General features: G+C 61.5%; 16 protein-coding genes. 6 read left to right on the top strand and 10 right to left on the bottom strand.

Annotation, left to right across the window (positions count from 1 at the left end):
• Positions 1-5: 5 nt before the first annotated feature.
• A complete protein-coding gene (locus tag KFO72_RS10765; RefSeq protein ID WP_225032017.1) occupies positions 6-1,370 on the top strand; it encodes a c-type cytochrome in 1,365 nt (454 codons plus the stop codon).
• Between the two features lie 349 nt (positions 1,371-1,719).
• Here KFO72_RS10765 and KFO72_RS10760 read toward each other — a convergent pair whose 3' ends face one another.
• On the bottom strand, positions 1,720-2,136 hold the full coding sequence (locus KFO72_RS10760) for a hypothetical protein (RefSeq protein WP_225032016.1): 417 nt from the start codon (positions 2,134-2,136) through the stop codon (positions 1,720-1,722).
• A 921-nt stretch (positions 2,137-3,057) separates the two neighbouring features.
• Here KFO72_RS10760 and KFO72_RS10755 point away from each other — a divergent pair.
• Together KFO72_RS10755 and KFO72_RS10750 are read left to right on the top strand one after the other, a co-directional pair.
• Positions 3,058-3,918 (top strand): sigma 54-interacting transcriptional regulator, encoded by an 861-nt coding sequence (locus KFO72_RS10755; RefSeq protein ID WP_225032015.1) that lies wholly within the window; start codon positions 3,058-3,060, stop codon positions 3,916-3,918.
• A gap of 193 nt (positions 3,919-4,111) precedes the next feature.
• Complete coding sequence (locus KFO72_RS10750; RefSeq protein ID WP_225032014.1) at positions 4,112-6,565, top strand: membrane-bound PQQ-dependent dehydrogenase, glucose/quinate/shikimate family; 2,454 nt, start codon at positions 4,112-4,114, stop codon at positions 6,563-6,565.
• A 118-nt stretch (positions 6,566-6,683) separates the two neighbouring features.
• Here KFO72_RS10750 and KFO72_RS10745 read toward each other — a convergent pair whose 3' ends face one another.
• Positions 6,684-7,061, bottom strand: a complete 378-nt coding sequence (locus KFO72_RS10745) for a GGDEF domain-containing protein (RefSeq protein WP_225032013.1) — start codon at positions 7,059-7,061, stop codon at positions 6,684-6,686.
• A gap of 189 nt (positions 7,062-7,250) precedes the next feature.
• Between KFO72_RS10745 and KFO72_RS10740 the strand changes: the two genes are divergently transcribed.
• Positions 7,251-11,366: a chemotaxis protein CheB gene (locus tag KFO72_RS10740; RefSeq protein WP_225032012.1), complete on the top strand. Its 4,116-nt coding sequence runs from the start codon at positions 7,251-7,253 to the stop codon at positions 11,364-11,366.
• A 306-nt stretch (positions 11,367-11,672) separates the two neighbouring features.
• Here KFO72_RS10740 and istB read toward each other — a convergent pair whose 3' ends face one another.
• The 7 genes from istB to KFO72_RS10705 form a co-directional block, all read right to left on the bottom strand.
• The gene (istB, locus tag KFO72_RS10735) at positions 11,673-12,470 is read right to left on the bottom strand and encodes an IS21-like element helper ATPase IstB (protein WP_225032011.1); all 798 of its coding nucleotides are present in this window, start codon (positions 12,468-12,470) and stop codon (positions 11,673-11,675) included.
• A complete protein-coding gene (gene istA / locus KFO72_RS10730) occupies positions 12,463-13,941 on the bottom strand; it encodes an IS21 family transposase (RefSeq protein ID WP_263627369.1) in 1,479 nt (492 codons plus the stop codon). Before istA ends, istB begins: the two co-directional genes overlap by 8 nt.
• A gap of 236 nt (positions 13,942-14,177) precedes the next feature.
• Complete coding sequence (locus KFO72_RS10725; RefSeq protein WP_225032010.1) at positions 14,178-14,525, bottom strand: glycine zipper domain-containing protein; 348 nt, start codon at positions 14,523-14,525, stop codon at positions 14,178-14,180.
• 61 nt (positions 14,526-14,586) lie between these two features.
• Entirely contained in the window at positions 14,587-14,760 is a 174-nt protein-coding gene (locus KFO72_RS10720) for a hypothetical protein (protein WP_225032009.1), read from the bottom strand.
• Positions 14,761-15,346: 586 nt separating this feature from the next.
• Positions 15,347-16,447 (bottom strand): SMP-30/gluconolactonase/LRE family protein, encoded by a 1,101-nt coding sequence (locus KFO72_RS10715; RefSeq protein WP_225032008.1) that lies wholly within the window; start codon positions 16,445-16,447, stop codon positions 15,347-15,349.
• Between the two features lie 1,068 nt (positions 16,448-17,515).
• Positions 17,516-17,731 (bottom strand): CsbD family protein, encoded by a 216-nt coding sequence (locus tag KFO72_RS10710; protein WP_412101771.1) that lies wholly within the window; start codon positions 17,729-17,731, stop codon positions 17,516-17,518.
• A gap of 50 nt (positions 17,732-17,781) precedes the next feature.
• Entirely contained in the window at positions 17,782-18,003 is a 222-nt protein-coding gene (locus KFO72_RS10705; protein WP_225032007.1) for a hypothetical protein, read from the bottom strand.
• A gap of 151 nt (positions 18,004-18,154) precedes the next feature.
• Between KFO72_RS10705 and KFO72_RS10700 the strand changes: the two genes are divergently transcribed.
• Complete coding sequence (locus KFO72_RS10700) at positions 18,155-18,643, top strand: hypothetical protein (RefSeq protein WP_225032006.1); 489 nt, start codon at positions 18,155-18,157, stop codon at positions 18,641-18,643.
• Positions 18,644-18,728: 85 nt separating this feature from the next.
• Here the strand turns inward: KFO72_RS10700 and KFO72_RS10695 are convergent, their stop codons facing one another.
• Positions 18,729-19,508, bottom strand: a complete 780-nt coding sequence (locus KFO72_RS10695) for an SDR family NAD(P)-dependent oxidoreductase (RefSeq protein ID WP_318248437.1) — start codon at positions 19,506-19,508, stop codon at positions 18,729-18,731.
• Positions 19,509-19,577: 69 nt separating this feature from the next.
• Between KFO72_RS10695 and KFO72_RS10690 the strand changes: the two genes are divergently transcribed.
• The gene (locus KFO72_RS10690) at positions 19,578-19,922 is read left to right on the top strand and encodes a hypothetical protein (protein WP_225032005.1); all 345 of its coding nucleotides are present in this window, start codon (positions 19,578-19,580) and stop codon (positions 19,920-19,922) included.
• Positions 19,923-20,125 lie beyond the last annotated feature (203 nt).

Genomic DNA, 20,125 nt, shown 5'->3' with positions numbered 1-20,125 from the left:
CACCGATGAAGCCGCGCATCGTATCCATGATCGTGATTGCGGCAAGCGCGCTTGCGCTGCTGCTTGCGATACCGACTGGAATCGACTTCATTCAGCGTACACACGCACAAACGTTCGTCGCGCGCATCGATACGCGGGATCCGACGCTGATCGCAAAAGGGGAATATCTTGCGAAGGCCGCTGATTGCGCAGGCTGTCATACGGCGCCGCCGGGCGGTGTGTCGGGGAAGGCGCCGTTGCATCCGTCGGCGCCGTTTGCGGGCGGCCTGCCGATGGGCTCGCCGTTTGGAACGATCTGGTCGTCGAACATCACGCCGGATCCCATTGCGGGAATAGGGCGGTACAGCTACGACGATTTCGAACGTGCGGTCCGCAAGGGCGTCGCGCCGGGCAACCGTCGGCTGTATCCGGCAATGCCGTACCCGTCATTCGCAAAAATCAATGACGACGACTTGCTGGCGCTCTACGCATACTTCATGCATGGCGTTGCGCCCGTGTCGAAAGCCGCGCCGCATACCACTCTGCCGTTTCCATTTAATCAGCGCTGGGCTTTGGCATTCTGGAGCTTCGCGTTCGCATCGGACAAGGTTTTCCTCCCGCAGGCGTCGCGCAGCGCACAGGGGAATCGCGGCGCCTATCTGGTGCAGTCGCTTGGACACTGCGGCGCGTGTCACACGCCGCGCGGCCCGGCCTATGAGGAGCGTGGCTACGACGAACATTCGCAGCGCTACCTGACGGGCGGCACGAACGACCACTGGTTCGCGCCGAATCTGACAGGCGATCAGGGCGCGGGACTCGGCCGCATTTCTCAGGACGAAATCGTGTCGTTCCTGCGGCGTGGGCATGGCGGCGGACTCGTGACGTTTGGCAGCATGGTTCAGGTGGTCGAGGACAGCACGCAATATCTGAGCGATGACGATCTGCATGCCATTGCCCTCTATCTCAAGAGCCTGCCGGCGCGCGTATCGTCAGGACATTTCGATGCACGATCGCCGATAGGGCTAAAAAGCGTGCGCGCGCTTGATACAGGGAATGTCGAATTACCCGGTGCGGGTGTTTACCAGAGTTTCTGCGCCCGGTGTCACAAAACGAACGGTATGGGCGAAACACTCAGATATCCGCGGCTTGCAGGCAATCCGGTCGTCTTGAGCGCGAGTGCCGATTCACTTGTACGGCTACTGATCGAAGGGGGCGAAGCGCCGCATACGCAGACTGGACCTGAGCCTGACAAGATGCCGCCCTTCGCCGGGAAGCTGACCGACCTGGAAATGGCACGCGTGCTGACATTCGTGCGCGTCGCGTGGGGCAACGATGCGTCGCCGGTGACGAGTCGCGATGTCGGACGGGTGAGACGGGCATTGGGGAGATGAGCGTTGCAGGATCGGGACGCATCCGCAACGCGCTCATGTCCGGATCGAAGTTAGCCCAACCGCTGAACTCTGCGTATCAGGCGTAACATGCACTCCCACCAACATGCGGAGTCGCTCTCATCGTGATGCACAGACCCATGAGGCACACACTTGCTGCTGCCGCGAGCTAGCAAACCGGCTGCATCCACTGATCACAGCAACCGCCCCACGTAGCGCGTGGGATCAATCACACCCGATCAGCAACCCAGCCGGCTCGGCGAATGCCGTCGTTCTGTCGATGCAGCATATTTTCTGAGATCGACCAGGCGTTCACCGCAAGCGGCATCGGTAACGTTAAAGCGACTGCATGTCACGACGAAAGGACGTGAAGCATCGCGTGGGTTATCCAGCGCTCAGCCTCAAGGCTTTTCAGAATCGAATCCGCTCTTGTCGCATCGACCGGCGTAAAGCTGATCGTGATCCGCTCAGAGTCTGCGTGCTTTGCGCAATTGCTGCTGGCGCTCTGCATTTGTATGCCGGCTGCTGCTAGCAGGCGCCACAGTGAAATGATGTGCAACTCGCCGCAGGCCGCCTGAACGGTGACACCTACGATACGTTCACCGGTCTTCAGTGATGCATCTAGCCCGTCCATCAGGTCACTTCCGTTAAGCTCTGCATATGCCGAACTGACACCTGGTCTCTGCAACTCGGGGGAACTAATGCGGATATAGCCAAGGCGGATAACCGGCGTGATGTTCGCAGAGCCAAAAGTAGCAGGCTGACTCATGAGGCATAAACTCCTCTCCACGTCGTTGCAGGCATGCGAGCCAGTCCGCGACATCAGACAAGGACGGCCGGCAACCTTCCGCCGCCCAAAGTGCAGCGACAAGGTACCGGTCCACCTCAACGGGTGTTCCGGTGGCTATCACAGCCGGAATTTGCGCAGACATGGTGTGAGTGATACGGCAATCGGTAGCAAGAGTGTGAACGCCCGCCAGCCGCTTTTCAATCATCGCCCGGCGTACGAAACGCACGGATTTCGCACGTACGCGTCGCGCGGCCCAGCCGTCGGTCAACGCAATTCTATGTTAGCGGGTGTTGCCAAGCCCGCGATAGTCCTCAAGAGGGAGTCAATGACCGCTCCGGCAACGTTGCCCCGGATCGCGATGCATATACGCGGGCGCGATAGAGCCGGGCGGAACGAGGCTTGGTGAGCCGCAGGACATGGTGGGCGGAAAAGCTTGGCCGCCGACATCCGTTGGAACGAGAGAGAGGCATTCTATGCCGCGTGCGCTCGTGGTCGAGCGTCCCGCACGCTTTTCTCTCGTCATCGCTTCTGCAGCGCCCGCCCGATGTTGCGTTCGTCAGTCCGGAACTACAGGATGGGATCGGGCTTGACCTGATGAGAGAACAGTCCGGGCGCGAGCGAATGGGAGTTTGTCGTGATTGCCGCTGACGCTACAGTCGAGTCAGCCATTGCATGTCTCAAACTGGGCGCAAGCGACTATCTGGGCAAACCGGTCAATGTTCAGCGGATTGAGTCGATTCTCGCCCGCCTTGCGTCCTTGCGAAGCCTGACAGCGGAGTGCGACCGGCGCCTCGAATGGCAGGATGCGGACGATATCAGCACGCTGACCGGCGAGTCTCTCTGCATGCGTGAAGTGTTTGAGCACATCACCCGTGTCGCACCTTCAACAACCTCCGTCTGTTGCTCGGGGAGTCGGGTACGGGGAAGGACGTGGCAGCACAGGCACTGCATCGGTCAAATCTTCGGCGGGATCGCGCATTTGTGGCGGTGAATTGTGGAGCGATTTCTCCACATCTGGCGGAGTCTGAATTATTTGGCCACGTGGCCGGCGCGTTCACAGGCGCCGATCATCAGCATTTGGGATTCTTCGAACGTGCAGACGGCGGCATGCTGTTCCTCGACGAGATCACCGGAATGCCGGGCTCGACGCAGGTCAAGCTGCTTCGTGTCCTCGATACGGGCAGGGTCGCACCCGTCGGTGCGACCGAAGAAATCCAGACTCATATGCGCGTCGTCGCTGCGACGAACTGCGATCCTCAGCACGCCATCCGCAGCGGCAAGCTGCGGCCCGATCTGTACTACCGGCTCAATGTCTTTCCGATCTGCTTGCCGCGGTTGCGCGAGCGTGGCAGAGATATCGAACTGCTTGCCTTCGCGTTTGTCGACGAGCTCAACAGGCAGCATGGCACCAGGAAAAGCATTCCGGGAGGGCAGCGAGAGATGCTCTACACGTATCCGTGGCCCGGCAACGTACGCGAGCTGAGGAACGATGTCCAGCGTGCGCACGTCATGTCAGGCAAAGATTCTGAAAGTACAGCCATCGTGCCCGTCCCGGTCACGTTTTCGGGCCACGCGCCGGAACCGCATACACCATCTGCGTCGGTACTTCGCTCGGTGATGCAAATCGGAGCTGGTTGCGGCCACGGTCAAGGCGTGCGGTGGCGCGACGGCGACTGCGGCGAAGAAAACGCCATACCGGCGGCTCGCCGAGTGTCGGATGCCGTCACGACCAGAACCAGATCGAAAATGCATAAGTGCTGACCATTCCGGTGCAAGGCCAAAGGCCTCCCTTCCCGTGCGGATCTTCCCGTTCGATCGTCGCGATCCATCAACCGAATGCACACTGACTCGGCCCTCACGTCGCCGCTGTGCGTGCGGCGTACTCGCGGCGACACACCGGGCGCGCTGTTTGCTCAGGCTGAAATCTACATTCCACGTCTTCCGGTTTGCCATCATGGCGTCGCCTCGCATCGTGTCCCTTCCTGGCCTTACCGGCATCTTCGTTGCACTGGTTGGCCTGCTACTTGCAGTGCCGGGTGGCTGGCTCTTGGTGCTTGGCGGCACGCCCTATTACGCCGTCGCTGGCCTTGCCTTAGTCGTCTCGGGTGCGTTGATCACGCTGCGTCGCGTGACCGGCCTGTGGCTCTACTTTGCAACTTTTGCCGGCACCGTTGCATGGGCGCTCTACGAGGTCGGGTTCGATGGCTGGAAGCTGATGCCGCGCCTTTTTGCACTGGCGCTACTGGGCCTGTGGTGCAGCATGCCGTGGATCGTGCTCCCGTTGTCCGGCAAAGGGTCCATGCGGCGGGCCGCGATGGGCACGGGAGCTGTCTACGCGCTGGCCATTGCGGGCGTTTTCTGGGCGGGCGTGAACGTTACATCGCAACGCTTCATTCATAACGAAACGCTGGCATCGTCTTCCGCGCCGGGTGACGACCTGGCCGCCGTCTCTGCGGCACAGCCGCCCGACGGACCGGACGCGAACGAATGGCGCTATTACGGCCACACACCGGCGGGCGACCGTTATTCGTCGCTCACGCAGTTGACCTCGACGAACGTCGGACGTCTACGCGAGGTCTGGCGCTACGACACCGGTGACGTGCCGCGCAAGGGCGAAACGACGGCCGGCCGCGAGTTCAACTTCGAGGTGACGCCCATGAAGGTCGGCAACCGGCTTTACCTGTGCACGCCGCATCGCTGGGTGATCGCGCTGGATGCGACAACTGGCAGGCCGCTGTGGAAGTTTGACCCGCACTCCGACACGTCGGCCAATGAATATCTGGCCTGCCGTGGCGTTGCATACTACGAGGCGCCAGCGGGCAGTGCCTGTCCGCGCCGCATCATCACAACGACGGGCGACGCGCGGCTGGTCGCGGTCGATGCGGATACTGGCCGACCTTGCGACAGCTTCGGTGCTCACGGTTTCGTCAGCCTGACCGATCATCTCGGCAAGGTGCCGCCAGGTTTTCACTTCATCACCTCACCACCGCTTGTGATCCGTGACCGAGTCGTACTGGGCGGCTGGATCTACGACAATCAGGCGCGCGGAGAGCCCTCCGGCGTGATACGCGCCTACGATCCGCTGGCCGGGCGACTTGCCTGGGCGTGGGACATGGGAAAAGCCGATCCCGTTGCGCCGCTGCGTCCGGACGATACCTATACGCGCGGCACGCCGAACGGTTGGGGCACCTACACGGCCGACCCTTCGCTGGGCATGATCTACGTGCCGCTGGGCAACGCAACGCCCGATTATTACGGAGCAGGTCGCCGTCCGTTCGACGACGAGTATTCGAGTGCACTCGTGGCGCTGGATATCGAGACCGGACGCGAGCGCTGGCATTTCCAGACAGTCCATCACGACGTATGGGACTTCGATCTGCCGATCGGCCCTTCGCTGGTGGATCTGCCGCGTGCCGGCGGCGGAAGGGTTCCCGCCCTTGTGCAGACCACGAAAATGGGACAGCTATTCCTGCTTGACCGCCGCACAGGCAAGCCCCTCGCCGACGTTGTCGAAAAGGCGGTGCCGACTGCGCCGGCATTGCCGGGCGAGCGGCTTTCGCCCACTCAACCCTATTCGGTCGGCATGCCGTCGCTAGCGCCCGCCGATCTGTCGGCGCGCGACACTTGGGGTGCAACACCGATTGACCAGCTCTGGTGCCGGATACAGTTTCGTCGGGCGCATTATTCCGGCCAGTACACGCCGCCAGCGCTCGGCACGGGTATCGCCTATCCGGCGTTCGACGGTGTGGTGGACTGGTACGGCGCGTCCATCGACCCTGTTCATCATCTGTTGATCGCCAACACCAGCTATATTCCCTTCATGATGGAGGCAATGCCTACGGCCGAAGCAATCCGGCGGGGGTTGATGAAACCATGGGGCGGATGGGATAGCACACAGGCGTATCCGAAGCCGAAGGAGTTCGCGGTCGGTCCGCAATACGGCAGTCCATATGCGGCAGTGGTCAAGCCATGGCTTGGCCTGCTCAACGCCCCGTGCAGCGCGCCTCCGTGGGGCAAACTCGTCGCCATCGATCTGCAGACCCGGAAGATCGCCTGGGAGCGACCCGTCGGTACGACACGGGATATGAACCTGTTCAACACGCACACGAACGCGCCGCTGCCGACGGGAATCTTCATGATCGGCGGGAATATCATTACCGCGAGCGGGTTGATCTTCATGGGCGCGACGGCCGACAACTACATCCGTGCGTTCGACGAGCGTACCGGGCAGCAGTTATGGAAAGCCCGCTTGCCCGCCGGTGGGCAAGCGACGCCGATCACCTATGTCGGCAACGATGGCCGCCAGTACGTCGTCATTGCGGCGGGCGGGCACGGCGGTCTGCGCACGAAGTCCGGCGATTCGATCGTCGCTTTTGCCCTTGCTGGCGGTGTGGGCCAGGAGCATTGAGCGGATGCGCCGGAACGACGCACTACGGAAGATGAGCTGGATAGCGTCAAGCAGGGGTTCGACAACCATCTGACCGGTCGACCGGGGCGATTGTCGGTGGTTATCCAGTCATGGGTTGTCACTGGATGTTTGTCGGCGCCTGCCGAGCGATGGCCTGGATAGCGAGAGGATTGGACTCCAGCATCAGGACCGCAAATTCGTCGCCGCCGAGCCTGTTGGGGAGTTCGCCTTGCCGGATCGCGTTTTGCAATCGTTTTGCGACTGTAATCAGCACTTCGTCTCCGGCACCATGACCCAGCCGGTCGTTGACCTGCTTGAACCTATCCAGATCCACATAGAGTAGCGCCGGTACGGTAATACGGCTCGTCCTGCGCCAAAGCACGTGTTTGCGCCCATCCTGGAACTGGCGCCGCGCTTTGCGAACCGTCAGCGGGTCATGCCGGGCCAGATGGAGAACTTTGATCCAGAGACATTTTCTCGCCGCCTGGTACGCCATGCCCACGGGGCGCGAACCGAGAGGATCAATCTGCGAATCCGGACTTTCAGTTCCTTCGGTATAGAAAGTGGCGGCCCTGCCTCGCTGAGAGGAACGGAACCTGGTCCCAGTGTCAAGCGCGCTTGCTTGTCATTTAAGAACGCTGGAAGATGCATAATTGAAGAATGTCATCCAAAGGTGTAACCGGAAATGGAAAAAAAGGATCGACCTGCGTCCGTGGGGCCAGACTTTGCAGTCGTCGGAGTCGGCGCCTCCGCGGGGGGCGTGCAGGCGCTCCTGCGGCTCTTCGAGGCAGTGCCGTCCTCGCCGGGGGTGGCGTTTGTTGTCGTTCTGCATCTTTCGCCCGATCACGCCAGCCATGCGCACGACGTCATCCAGACTGTCACCAGTCTGCGGGTCCGGCAGGTCGACAGTCCTGTTCCGCTCGAGAAAAATACGGTCTATGTCCTTCCTCCGGGCAAGCACCTCTCGATGGTGGACGGCTACCTCCGGCTGAGCGACCCCAAGCCGCCCCGACTACCGCCCACAAGCATTGACGTTTTCTTTCGCAGCCTGGCTGACGCCCATGGCGCCCGGGCCGTCGCCGTCGTCCTCTCAGGCTCTGGAACGGATGGCACGGTCGGCATTGCCCGCGTTCGGGAACGGGGCGGAATCACGGTCGCCCAGCAACCGGAAGAAGCCGAGTATGGCGACATGCCCCGTAACGCTATTGCGAGCGGAGACGTCGATCTCGTGCTTCCGGTGGCCGAGATCGTTCCAAGGCTTCTGGGGCTTGTGAAGAGCGCGGCGCAGATCGCGTTGCCGGCAGGATCCGACACGGACGATGATGCCGCCCGCGGCGATGCCGCGCCTCTTGCGGACGCGGATGCGATCGGCGCCGTCCTTGAAACGCTGCACAAACGGACGCGGCACGACTTTTCCAGTTACAAGCGTGGCACCGTCGTGCGCCGGATCGAGCGTCGGATGCAGGTCAACGGTCTCACGTCGGTGAACGCGTACAAGGCATTCCTTGACGAAACGGTTGAAGAGACGTCGAGACTTCTGGCGGACATGCTGATCGGTGTGACGAATTTCTTTCGCGACCACGATTCCTTCGAGGCGCTCGGGGAACGGCTGTACGCCGAACTCCTCGGACGGAAGCCCCAACCGGAAGAGTTGCGGGCGTGGGTGCCGGCCTGTGCAACGGGGGAAGAAGCCTTCTCGGTTGCGATCGTTCTGGACGAAGTATCGAGGCGCCTGCCCAACATCCCTCATGTGACCGTGTTTGCAAGCGATATTGACGAGCGTGCGATCGCCATCGCCAGGGCGGCAAGCTACCCTGCGGCAATTGCCAACGATGTGTCGCCCGAGCGTCTTGCCCGGTATTTCACGAAGGACGGCGATCGCTACCGGCTGGTCAAATCGCTGCGCGAGCGTGTGATCTTCGCTCCTCACAACGTTCTGCGTGATCCGCCGTTTTCGCGCATGGACCTGGTTTCGTGCCGCAACCTGTTGATCTACCTGAACCGCCGCGCTCAGGGGCGGGTACTCGAGGGTTTTCACTTTGCGCTGCGCGCGGGCGGCCTGCTTTTGCTCGGCTCGGCTGAGTCGGCTGACCTCGCCGAAAATCACTTTGTGCCGGTGAACAAGCAGAGGAAACTCTATCGGGCGACGCCCAAAACGCCAACGGGCGGATTGTCGGAGTACGCGCATTTCACCTTCCAGCCGTTTGTCGCCGGTCCGAGCTTCTTCACATTGCCTGAAAACCGGCCCCTTGAGGTGACCATTCCTCATGAGCATTCGCTTGACCTCTTCGGTCCGCCCGTCATTGTGGTAGACGCGGATGGCACCATCGTCCATCACTCGGCAACGGCGAACTGCCTCATTGAAGACGTACGGCACAGGCGAGTCGCGAATCTTTTCGACGTTGTACGCGATGACGCTCACGGCAGATTGCGTAAGGCGATCCAGGTCTGTCTCGAGTCGGGAAAGCGTGAGGACGCAGCGTCCCTGCCATTCTCTACTGCCTCGGGCGAGCTACCCGTAGCATTGTCGCTGCGGACTTACCGCGATGCGGTGCGCGACGAGCAACTGATCGCCATTACGTGCGACATGCCCGCGACGGCAGGTCTTGCGCCAGCGGAAAGGGTAGCAGACGCCAGGCCCGGCGAAATCGTGGATACCCTGAAGCTTGCACTCGCCGGCAGTGAAGACCGCCTGCGAAATTCCGTGCGCGACGCGCAGAACTCGACCGAGGAACTCAGGGCATCGAACGAAGAGCTTCAGGCGACCAACGAGGAGCTGCGCTCCGCATCCGAGGAACTCGAAGCCAGTCGTGAGGAACTGCAGTCGCTCAACGAAGAACTCGTCACCGTCAACTCCGAACTGATGGTGAAGGTCCAGGAGGCAGCCAGGGTCGGTGACGACCTGAAGAACCTGATTGCCCTCGTCGGCGTTGCCACCGTATTCGTCGATCGAACGCTGAACATCAAGCGGTACACGTCACCTGCCGAGACGCTTTTCAACATCCTGCCCAGCGATACGGGCCGGCCGCTTCAGCATCTGACGCACAGGCTCCGATATCCGGAGATGATCGAGGATTTGCGCGCAGCCTTCGAAAGGCTCCGGACGGTTGAAAAGGAAGTGCAGGGCAACGATGGCCGGACTTTCCTGGCGCGCGTCATCCCGTACCGAACCGACGACGACCGCATCGATGGTGCAGTCCTGGCACTCATCGATATTTCCGAGCAGAAGGCCGCCCAGAGCCGTGCCCGCGAAAGCGAGGAAAAGCTCAGGCTCGCTGCGCAGGAAACCCATGAATTTGCCATCATCGTGCTCGACGAAGGCGGGTCGATTGTCAGCTGGAACGCGGGCGCCACCCGCATATTCGGGTACACGGCCGAGGAAATGCTGGGACATGCCCTTGACGTCATCTTTACGGCCGAGGATCTCGCCGCCGGGGTGCCGGCACAGGAAAGCCGGAAGGCGCGCAGCTACGGACGCGCCGAGGATGAGCGCTGGCATGTGGCGAAGGGCGGCGAGCGTGTCTTTTGCAGCGGCTTTCTCAGCCGTCTGGAGGCGCCTGGCTTTTCAGGCTTTGCCAAGATTGTGCACGACGCGACGCGAAGGAAGCTTGCCGAAGGGCAACAGAACATCGCATTGGCACGGGAGCGCGCCGATTCTTCCGAGGTTCGCAAGCAGAGTCGCCTGAAGGATGAATTCATTGCGGTGCTTTCACATGAGTTAAAAAATCCGCTCAACCTGATCCACGTGAAGGCGGAAATTCTCGCCCGTATGCCCGAAGCGCAGCGCATCAGTCGCATTCAGCAAATTGCCGATGCGATCCAGAAGTCGGTGATGGCGCAGGCGCAGATCATCGACGATGTGCTGGATTTTTCCCGCATCCAGACGGGAAAGCTCTCGCTGCATTTCGCGCCGACCGACATCGCTGAGATCACACGATCGATCGCAGAGGCGATGCGCAAGGATTTCGAGCGCGAGAGCGTGCGCCTGCAGCTCGATCTACCCGCGCACCCTGTACTCATCCGCGCGGATGCAGTCCGCATTGAGCAGATCGTCTGGAACCTGATGACGAACGCGCTGAAGTTCACGCCTGCGCACGGAATGGTGCGGGCACGGCTCAAGCTCGAGGCCGAGAAGGTTTCCCTCGAAGTCGCCGATACGGGCGTCGGTATCGCGCCGGAGCTGCTCGATGCGATCTTCGACGTTTTCCGGCAGGCTCCGAACGTACCATCACGGCCTCGCACGACCGGGCTTGGAATCGGGCTGTCGCTGGTTCGCCAGCTCGCGGAATTACATGGCGGAACGGCCGAGGCCTGGTCCGACGGCGAGGGTCGGGGCGCACGCTTCGTCGTCACGCTGCCCGCCGACGCTTCTTTCGCCCAGCGGAAGTCTGGCGAGGCGCCAGCCGACCTTTCGATATTCAGGGGGGCACGTGTGTTGTTGATCGAGGATTCAGAAGAGTCGCTATCCGCAATGTCGGAGCTGTTCGCGCTCTACAGCGCGCAGGTCACTTCAGCGACCCACGCAGCGCAGGCGCTCGAGTCGGCGCGCACCGCTGCTTTTGATGTCGTGGTCACCGACGTCAACCTGCCCGACCTGGATGGTTATCGGCTCGCGGCGCAACTGCGCCAGCTCACATCGTTCAGGAACGTACCGATTGTGGCAGTGACGGGGCGACTGGTTGGCGAGGAATCCACCGACGCCCGCCCGGCCGGCGTTGATGCCATTCTGCCCAAGCCGTTCTCGCTTCAGGCGCTGGCCGATGCGCTGCGCATCATCCAATCCGAGCGGTCCCGCGAATAGGCACGTATCGTCGCGGACCGCGAACTACCCCGGGGCTGCGGCCGCACGCCTCGTATATCGATGTTAGCGATCGGCTCCGGCGGCAGTTTGCGAATGATCACATTCTCACAGGCGTGAGCGGCGCGCATCGTCCAGCCCACTGTCGCGAAAAGTATTGGGTCAGCCCTTACTACCAGGCTGCACCAGTCTGACACCAGGGCGTACAGAGCGAAATCTCCGCGAGGAGAAGGCGGCTGTTGATTTTCACGCAGTCTTAACCCACCGTTTTCATCTAAATCTGACCCACCCAGGGACAGCGTAGTACATCTATTCCGGTGTGGATAACTCTTCGTTTCCAGCCGGTTTTGCTGCTCTTTTTCTCGTTGCATTTGCCTTGGCAGAACTGGTCCTGAAGCGCCACGATTCATTGCCGGTCTCGACGATGTGGCAGTGATGCGTAACCCGGTCCAGCAGCGCTGTCGTCATCTTTGCATCCCCGAACACGGTCGCCCATTCGCCGAAGCTGAGATTGGTGGTGATCGCGACGCTCGTATGTTCGTACAGCTTTGAGAGCAGGTGGAACAGCAAGGCGCCACCGGTCTGGCTGAATGGCAAATAGCCCAGTTCATCGAGAATCACCAGGTCGACGTACATCAGCTTGTGAGCGATCTGGCCTTGTTTGCCGGTGGATTTCTCCTGCTCCAGAGCGTTGGTCAGCTCGACGGTCGAGAAGTAACGCACACGCTTGCCGTGGCGCTGTACGGCCTCGATTCCGATTGCCGAAGCGAGGTGCGTCTTGCCGGTGCCGGGGCCGCCGATGAACACAACGTTGTGTGCGCTCGCAAGGAACGATAGTTCGCTGAGTTCACGAACCAGCGCTTCATCAACTTGCGCCTGTGCGAAGTCGAAGCCTTTCAGGTCGCGATGAGCCGGGAAGCGTGCGGCGGTCATCTGGTAGGCGATCGAGCGCACCTGCCGTTCGGCGGTCTCCGCCATCAACAGCTGCTTCATGAAGCGCTCCGGCTCGAAGTCAGTGTGACGCGCCTGTGCCAGCAGCTCCGGCCAGGTGCTCGCCATGCCGTGCAGTTTGAGGCCCTTGAGCTGGGCAATGATGTCGTTAGACATGACGATCCTCCGGTGGGTTGGCGCGTAGTGTCTCGTAGCGGCTCACGTCAGCCGCCGGCTCTTCCTTGAGCTGGAGTTTCGTATCGGCGAGGCTGGCACTCGTGACAGGAGCCTTCAGCCGGCTCAGCACGTTCAGGACGTGCTCGCCACTTGGACGCCCTGAATCCAGCGCAGCTTGCACAGCGAGTAGCACGGCATCGAGTCCGTGTTCGCGCACCGCTGCGAGCACCTGCGTCATGACGCGATCGCCGCCCGGGTGTTTCAGCAAGTGCCGCTGCAAAAGCTGCAGCGGCTGCGGCATCGTGCTGAACGGCGCCCCGTTGCGTAGCGCGCCGGGTTTGCGCTCGACCAGCGTGATGTAGTGTCGCCAGTCGTAGAAGGTCATGTGCCGCTCGAAGCTGCGTTCGTGGCGAGCGATCTCCTGGGAGCCGGCAACGACGCTGAGATACGCTGGATAGCAGCGCACGCTCACCAGTTGGTTCGTGTACTCGGTGGGCACGCTGTAGCGGTTGCGCTGGAAGTGGATCAGGCTAGTCGACGAGACCCGCAGGGTCTGCTCGACATAGCCGTCGAATGGCCGTGGATTGGGCATCAGCCGGGTGCGCTCGTCCTGCAACACGTCCTCGACTGTCAGCTCGGGCCATTGCGGGTGCCGCATGTGCCAGGCTTCGCGACACTGGCCGGCAATCCATTCGTTCAGGATCTCGAGCGTCTCCCAGCGCCGTAGTGCCGCTTCGTGCCAGATCTGCCGTCGGCGGTCCTGAACGTTCTTCTCGACGATGCCTTTCTCCCAGCCTGCCGCCCGGTTACAGAAATCCGGCTCGAACAGGTAGTGACTGCACATCGCTTCGAAGCGCGCGTTGACTGCACGCTCCTTGCCGCGGCCGACCTTGTCCACGGCGGTCTTCATGTTGTCATAGATGCCGCGCCGGGGCACACCGCCGAATGCGGCGAATGCGCGGGCATGTGCGTCGAACAGCATCTCGTGACTCTGGGTGGGATAGGCGACGAGCCAGAACGCGCGGCTGGCATTGAGTTTGACGTGAGCGACCTCAAGGCGCCGCCGCAGCCCGCCAATGAAGGCGTATTCGCAGCTCCAGTCGAATTGGAAGGCTTCGCCGGGTTCGAAGGCGAGTGGCACGTAGGCCTTCCTGCGCGGGGCTTCGGCCTGCTCCTCGTGCCAGCGCCTTACGAACGCGCTGACGCGGCCGTAGCTACCCGCGTAACCCTCGCCGCGGATCGCCTCGAACATGAACCGCGCGGTGCGCCGGTCGCGCTTCGGGCGATGACTGTCCGCCCGCAGCCAGCCCGTCAGCTGTGCGGCCCATTCGTCGACGACGCTCGGGCTGACGCGCTTTGGATACTTTGGCTCGACAGCATCGGTCTGCCGCAGCCAGCTGCGCACCGTGTTTCGGGACAGGCCCGTTCGCCTCGCAATCTCGCGCAGCGGGACCTTCTCGCGGAAATACATCCGCCTGATCTTGGCCAATATGCCCACCGTGATCACCTCTGTATCCCCTGCTCAAAGATTGAGCAGGACATTCAATCACGTGGGTCAAAATTCGATGAAAATTACGGCCCTCAGTGGGTCAGTTCTGCATGGACATCAACAGCAACACTCTCATCGAGCGGCCATTAAAAAATTTCTTACGGATCGAGCGGCCCTCCGGCGTGCGTCGGGCCGCGCATCCAACAAAAGTCTTTCTTCTAACGTGCTGCCAGCATGCCCACGATGATGCCACCGAGGGCCGCGAACGCGATCGACTTCCAGGGGCTTTCATGGACAAACGCGTCGGTCGAGGCCGACATTTCCTCATATCCGCTGACTACCGCATCGCGGACGTCACCGATCCCTCCTTTGATTAGCCGCAACGACGGTGCAGATGCCCGGCCATCCTCCCGGCTGATTGAATTCTCGCTTTTCGGAAAGGAAAATGTTTGGGCGGTAGGTTTATCCAATACGGCCGGCACGGCGGCTTGCACAGTCGCTTCCGTCACGCCGTCGACTCGCGTTGCAGCGGAATCTTCGTCTGGTGGTTTTATATCAGCCTTCATGGTAACTCTCCTGTGTTGGATCGCGGATACTGCCGCCTGCTGTCGCGCGATGGCTCACTGCTCACTGCTGCCTGTTTTGCTCCTCGCCGGAGCCATCGGCATCATCGTCCTCGATTCGCGTCGTGCCCCCCGTCGCGGGCGGATCGCTTGCGGGGAAAGTATCTTCGACCGCCTTGTCGACGGCGTGCTCGGGCCGTTCGCTCGTCGGGTGCACTTCTTCCAGTTTCTTGCCCACCTTATGCCTCCGTCAGTGAGTGCAAGGCGTAGTGAGCAAATGGTGTTCCGGCGATCCGTAGCTTCCAGTCGTCACGCACCTTGCGGTGTGCGATTTCCGGTTTGTGATTACTAGTTGTCAACCAGGCGGTCGTGAGCAGGCATCGATTGCCGCTACGGATGCGGCGCCGAAGTTGCCGCCCGGCGGGAGGAGGCGGCAGGTGGGGGATCGCTTCCGCGAAGAGTAGCGGTTCGCCGTTGAAGCTTCCTCTTCTCATAGCCACGAGACCCCGTCAGGACCGGGACCGGCGGACAATCCTCAAAGCGAGCTTTGATAAAAGTCTACTCAAGCATTGCAGTAGTTCAATTGTCACCAACGGGCGCGTGTCCAGTTATGCCGCTGGGCGCTGACACCCATTCTCGGGGTGACTGGGGTGAGAGCGCGATGGCCTGAGCGGGCAGAGCCTGGCGGTTGATGTTGCAGCATTGTCAATCAAAGCCTGCTCGCTATTGACGCCACCGCCGCGCGTAAGCTCCGTGATTTGGACTCGCCCAACGCTATGCGGTCCAACCGTAAAAAACGCGCGCGCCGCTCAGCCGGCTGTGCCTCAAATCATCAATAGGCTTGACGGGACGGCAGCAGGCTGGCCGGGCTTGAACCACGGCATGTCGGGTATGCGGGAGTCAGTGAGATAGATGCTTCCGTCTGGACCTTCGGCGAACGTGTCGGGCCATCGCAGTCCGGGCTCACGAATCAATGTTTCCAGGTGCTTACCGTCCCATACCTTTACCGCGTGCTCTTCGACCGCGGTGATATAGAGCTTTCCGTTCCTGTCGATATGCAGCCCGTCTGCCGGGCCGTGTTCAAGTTGCTTTTCGACCGCCGCAGCAAGACGCTCGTCATCCAGCGATGCATCGATCAGCAGGTCAGTGTGGATCCGGTAGAGCGTTCTACCCTTGACGGCTTGCCAGTACAGATACTGCCCATCGCGTGACAGCGCGATGCCATCGGCAGAAAATTCGACCCCGCGTCCGTCTGGGCGTCGCAAAGGCTTACCGTCGGCGTGCACGACGACGTTCACATCCATTTGCGTCGAGTAATGACCGTCCAGAAACCGCCGCGCCTGTCCCGACTGCAGATCGACGACGACCAGCGCGCCTTTGACGCCCGATTCCGTGATAAAGCCATACCGGCCATCCGGGGTCACACGGATGTCATTGAGGTAGCTCCCTTGCGGCGCAACGTCTGGCCCGAAGGCGATGATTTGCACAACCTTGTTCGTGGAGAGATCGATTCGCACGAGCTTCGGCGCATCCGGCACAACGAAGGACTGGGCGGGCGCGCCTGGATCGAGGACCCAGAGATTACCCTGTCTGTCGCATAACATAGCCTGCGCACACACCCAGTGATCGTTTGGGCTTAACTCGTCGCGCTTTGCGTTGCGCCAACTATTCCAGGCATTGTCGGGATACGGCTGCACGCTGCCATCGCTGGTCAACACGCCGACGGAGATGGGCGCATCTTCTGTCCACCGCGGGAAGTTCAAAAAGATACGGCCGTCGCCAGCGACGGCGACACCCGTGACCTGATGCTCGAACGCCGCGATCTGTCGCAGGCGTGGATGCCCGGTGTCCTTCGCAGCTTCATGTGCGGGCGCTGCCTCGAGTGGCACGGTACCGGCGTTCGTTTGCGGCTGAGTCTCGGTCATATCGATTCTCCAATGAATGTGCGAAAACACCCCTGCGCACGCCACGCCGCGCAACGCTCGACGGAAAACCCGGGAGCGCCACTACTTGAGGCTTTCCCTTTCGCGCCGACGCTCAGCGTCAACGAGTCGCCAGATGCAAGGTGGACACGTTTCGAGCACCGTGGACAGGCTTGCCCCAGTAGTGCTGGGTTTGGCGTGCGTTACGGGCGCTGGACAAACGACGAACGCGCAATGGCTATGCCCGGCTGGTTACCGCTTCTTGAACGCCCTCCGGCGGGGGTAGGGCGGCCCGCATCGGGTGTTGTGCGGAACGCAGGATGCTAGTTGGATCGCGAGACAGCATTGCTCGCTCTCCCGTCTGGTGGCGCGCCATGCTGCCGGTTGTCTCCTTAAGCGGCCCGCATAACCGCGGCCCTTTCTGCAGCAACCGAGGCTGTTTCCTGCCGACCGCAGCGCAATGCAAAAGAGCGTGATGAGCTTGCAAACGCGCGCCGCTGATGCGGGATCGCTTCCACCCCGTCGCCTATGTTCTGGCACTTTCACTGCGGACATCGGCAAAAAAAGCTTTGGGACATCGGCGGGTGGTCCGCTCGACCGCCGCGCGGCGTATTTGCCCGGGTGTCCGGTACCTGGGAGTTACGGACTCGCCTACGGGGTGAAACATGGGATATGTCAGTTCAGACTGAACTGTATTCCAGCCTGCGTCACGCCCAAAGCTATGCTGAACGGATCGCGATCAATCCCTGCCGTTATCTATACAGGTACGCCAATCGACGTCGACAGGTATCTCATGGCGACGCTCTGGAGTATCGATGGACCGCATCCAACGATTCTCGACGTCATCGAATGGCGAAACTGCCTTCATAAGCGCGGCGACGGCTTTTCCTCGCACGAGGCAGCCTGCTATTACTGGCTTTGTGAGCATCGCGCCGGCTGCCCGCCTTCGGCGTATCCGCAATAGGAAATACCGGGCACCGGGCACCAGCCACCTGCACCGGCTGACGCAAAAAGCCCGTCAGGAGACACAACGATGTCACCGTCTCCTGGCCGGTTCGGTCAAGCGCCGATTCACAGATTCGTAGGATTGCCCGGATCGGTTTTGCCCTTCCTCCCGTTCTCCTGTTGATCGGCCAGGTCCTTCCTGTTGTCGCCTTCCGTGATCTGCGCTTCGCCGTGGGCTTTGCGTGCCTCGTTTCCCGTTAGCGATCCGGTTGCCTTGTTCACGTAGCCTTTGATTTCCTGCTTGATGCCTTTCGCTTTATCGCCTGCCATCATGATCTCCATTACGTTTGCCCGATTGCAGCCTTCCATCAGGTAAGCACTGCCGGGCCGGATTAGTCACGCGCTTCCGTTCCCTTCAATTCAGCATGTCGGTGCGAGTGCGTCGCGGCGTATTTCAGTTCATAGTGGGTGCCCTTGCCAGTCCGAGAAGGCGGGAAGTGCTTTCCTTCGACGCACGTCACCTCAAACGTTTGTTTACCGTCGTCGTGGACGACGGAATAGATACCGGACGTCTTGACGATCTCGCCCGGCTGGAAAGAGTTATCGCCTGCCATGGTTGCTCCTTGATAGGGGTGAGTCGATTGAAGCAGCAATGGCTATTCCCATGCGCGGCGCCCGGCAATCGCCCTCCGATGCAAACGCGGAACACGCGATGCTCCAGCCGTGGTGCGCAACAGCGCTTCGAGGTTTTCAAGGAGGGAAGAAATGAACGTCAACATTCTGGTTCTCACGCGTCGCGCGCTGCGTTCGGGGCTGGTCTCAGGTGCTTTCGCAGCCGCGTTTGCCGGGTGGCGGGCCTCAGCGGAGGGCGCGACGGCGGTCGCTCCGCTCAATGCGGTGACTCACTGTCTGTGGCCGCGACGTGCGTTCCAGCAGACCCGACCCAGTGTCCGATATACGTTGTCCGGGGCCGCGATCCACGCCGGGTCCGCAGTTTTCTGGGCGACACTTTTCGAGGCACTCTGCAACCGCCTGTCACCCGATGCGCCGCATGCCGATCCCGTTGCCGTTGCGACGGCAGCCGCGGCGACGGCGGCGACTGCATACGTCGTCGATTATCACGTCGTGCCCGAACGGCTGCAGCCCGGCTTCGACGCACATGTGTCTCGGCCTTCGCTCACCGGCATCTACATTGCGCTCGCGGCAGGACTTGCCGTCAGCGCGTGGCTGGATCGAACGGGCGACGGCAGTTGAGCGCACTGAATGCAGCCGCCCGAGTGACGCGTGATTCCATCGGCGGGGCGCCTCAACGCGTGGCGCGCTTCTGACGCAGTGCGCGTCAATGACGCCGCTTCCATGCGAGCACACCCAACATCGCCGCGCCTAGCGCGAGCGCCGCTGTCCTTCCGGGGTGCAGCGATGCGCTCGTGTACAGACTGCTCTCGCGCACGATGCGTTTGTGCGGCGAACGTCGCAGCAATTCGAGGCAATGGCCGCCGTCGTGGTGAGCGGGCCGGTCGGTGCGCTGCATGCGCACACCGAGGCGACCCATGAAGCGATCCAGAATGCCCGGCGCGCTACGGGCCAGGCCGACCGTGCCCGCCGACGCGCTCCCTACATAGATATCGCGTTTCGGCGTGGCGGCAGCATACAGAATTGCGTCGGCGACGATCTCCGGCGCGTAGAGCGGAGGCGGCAATCTGGGCTCGACGTCCATGTGATTGCGCGCGTGCTGGACAAACAGCGTGTGAATGCCTGCAGGCTTGATCAACGTCACTGAGACGGGCGCATCGGCATCCATCAGTTCGAGCCGCAGCGCATCCGTAAAGCCTTTGACCGCCGTAGATTGAGCCGCCTGCATTGTTGACCCACGTATCGAAGCCGCCGAACCGCTCAATCGTGCGATCCGCGGCCGCTTGCAACTGCTTGCCTCACGCACGTCGGCAACGGCATAGTCAGCCTGCGCGCCCGTCTGGATCAGATCGTCTCTGACGTATTTCAGCGCGGCTTCGTCGCGGCCGACAAGCATCACGCGCGCGCCGCGCTTCGCGGCCTCGCGTGCAGTCGTGAGGCCGATGCCGCTCGTCGCACCGGTGACGACGATGACCTGTTCTTTCAAAGGGTACTTCGTCGTATTGACCTGGCTGCCGATTTATCTCGTGATCTACTTTGCGCCACGGATGTCGTGATGATCCGGACTTCTTTCGCTTCCTGGCTTGGGCTCGTTGTCGCGCCGTTTGTCCTGCTCGGCGCACAAAGCCTCAATTACGCGCTCGTGCAGCCGGCCTGCGCGCAGCGGAGCACGCTTGCGCTTTCCATCGTGAGCGCCGTCGCATTTATGTTCTCGGTGGCAGCGGCGGCGCTCGGCTTTGCGCGTTGGCGGTATGTGTCGGATGCACGCGCTGGCGATGGCGAACCGAGGTCAAGGCATGCTTCTTTTTTCGCGCTGATGGCGATGCTGGTCGCCGCGCTGTCCGCGCTGATCCAGTTAATGATGTGGTTTCCGCAATGGTTGCTTTCGCCATGTCGATGAAGTGGATGCGCACATGCACCGGCTGCGGCGGTACGATAACATGCGCGGTCTTGCTCGTGCCGCGCTAGCGCGGCAGCACACGTCGTCACGGGCGCGGGAGCGGCCACACTGTCGTTCGGATGGACGGCCGAGCCCTGGGTGCTCGTGTCGTATTCCCCGTCGGGCAAGGCGGGCTTCCTCGGCGTACAGCACGCGACCATGCA

The sequence above is a fragment of the Paraburkholderia sp. XV genome (genome assembly GCF_020177535.1).
Lineage (GTDB): Bacteria > Pseudomonadota > Gammaproteobacteria > Burkholderiales > Burkholderiaceae > Paraburkholderia > Paraburkholderia caribensis.
Note: the sequence above shows the minus strand (reverse complement) of the source record. Positions and strands in the feature narration are given on the sequence as shown.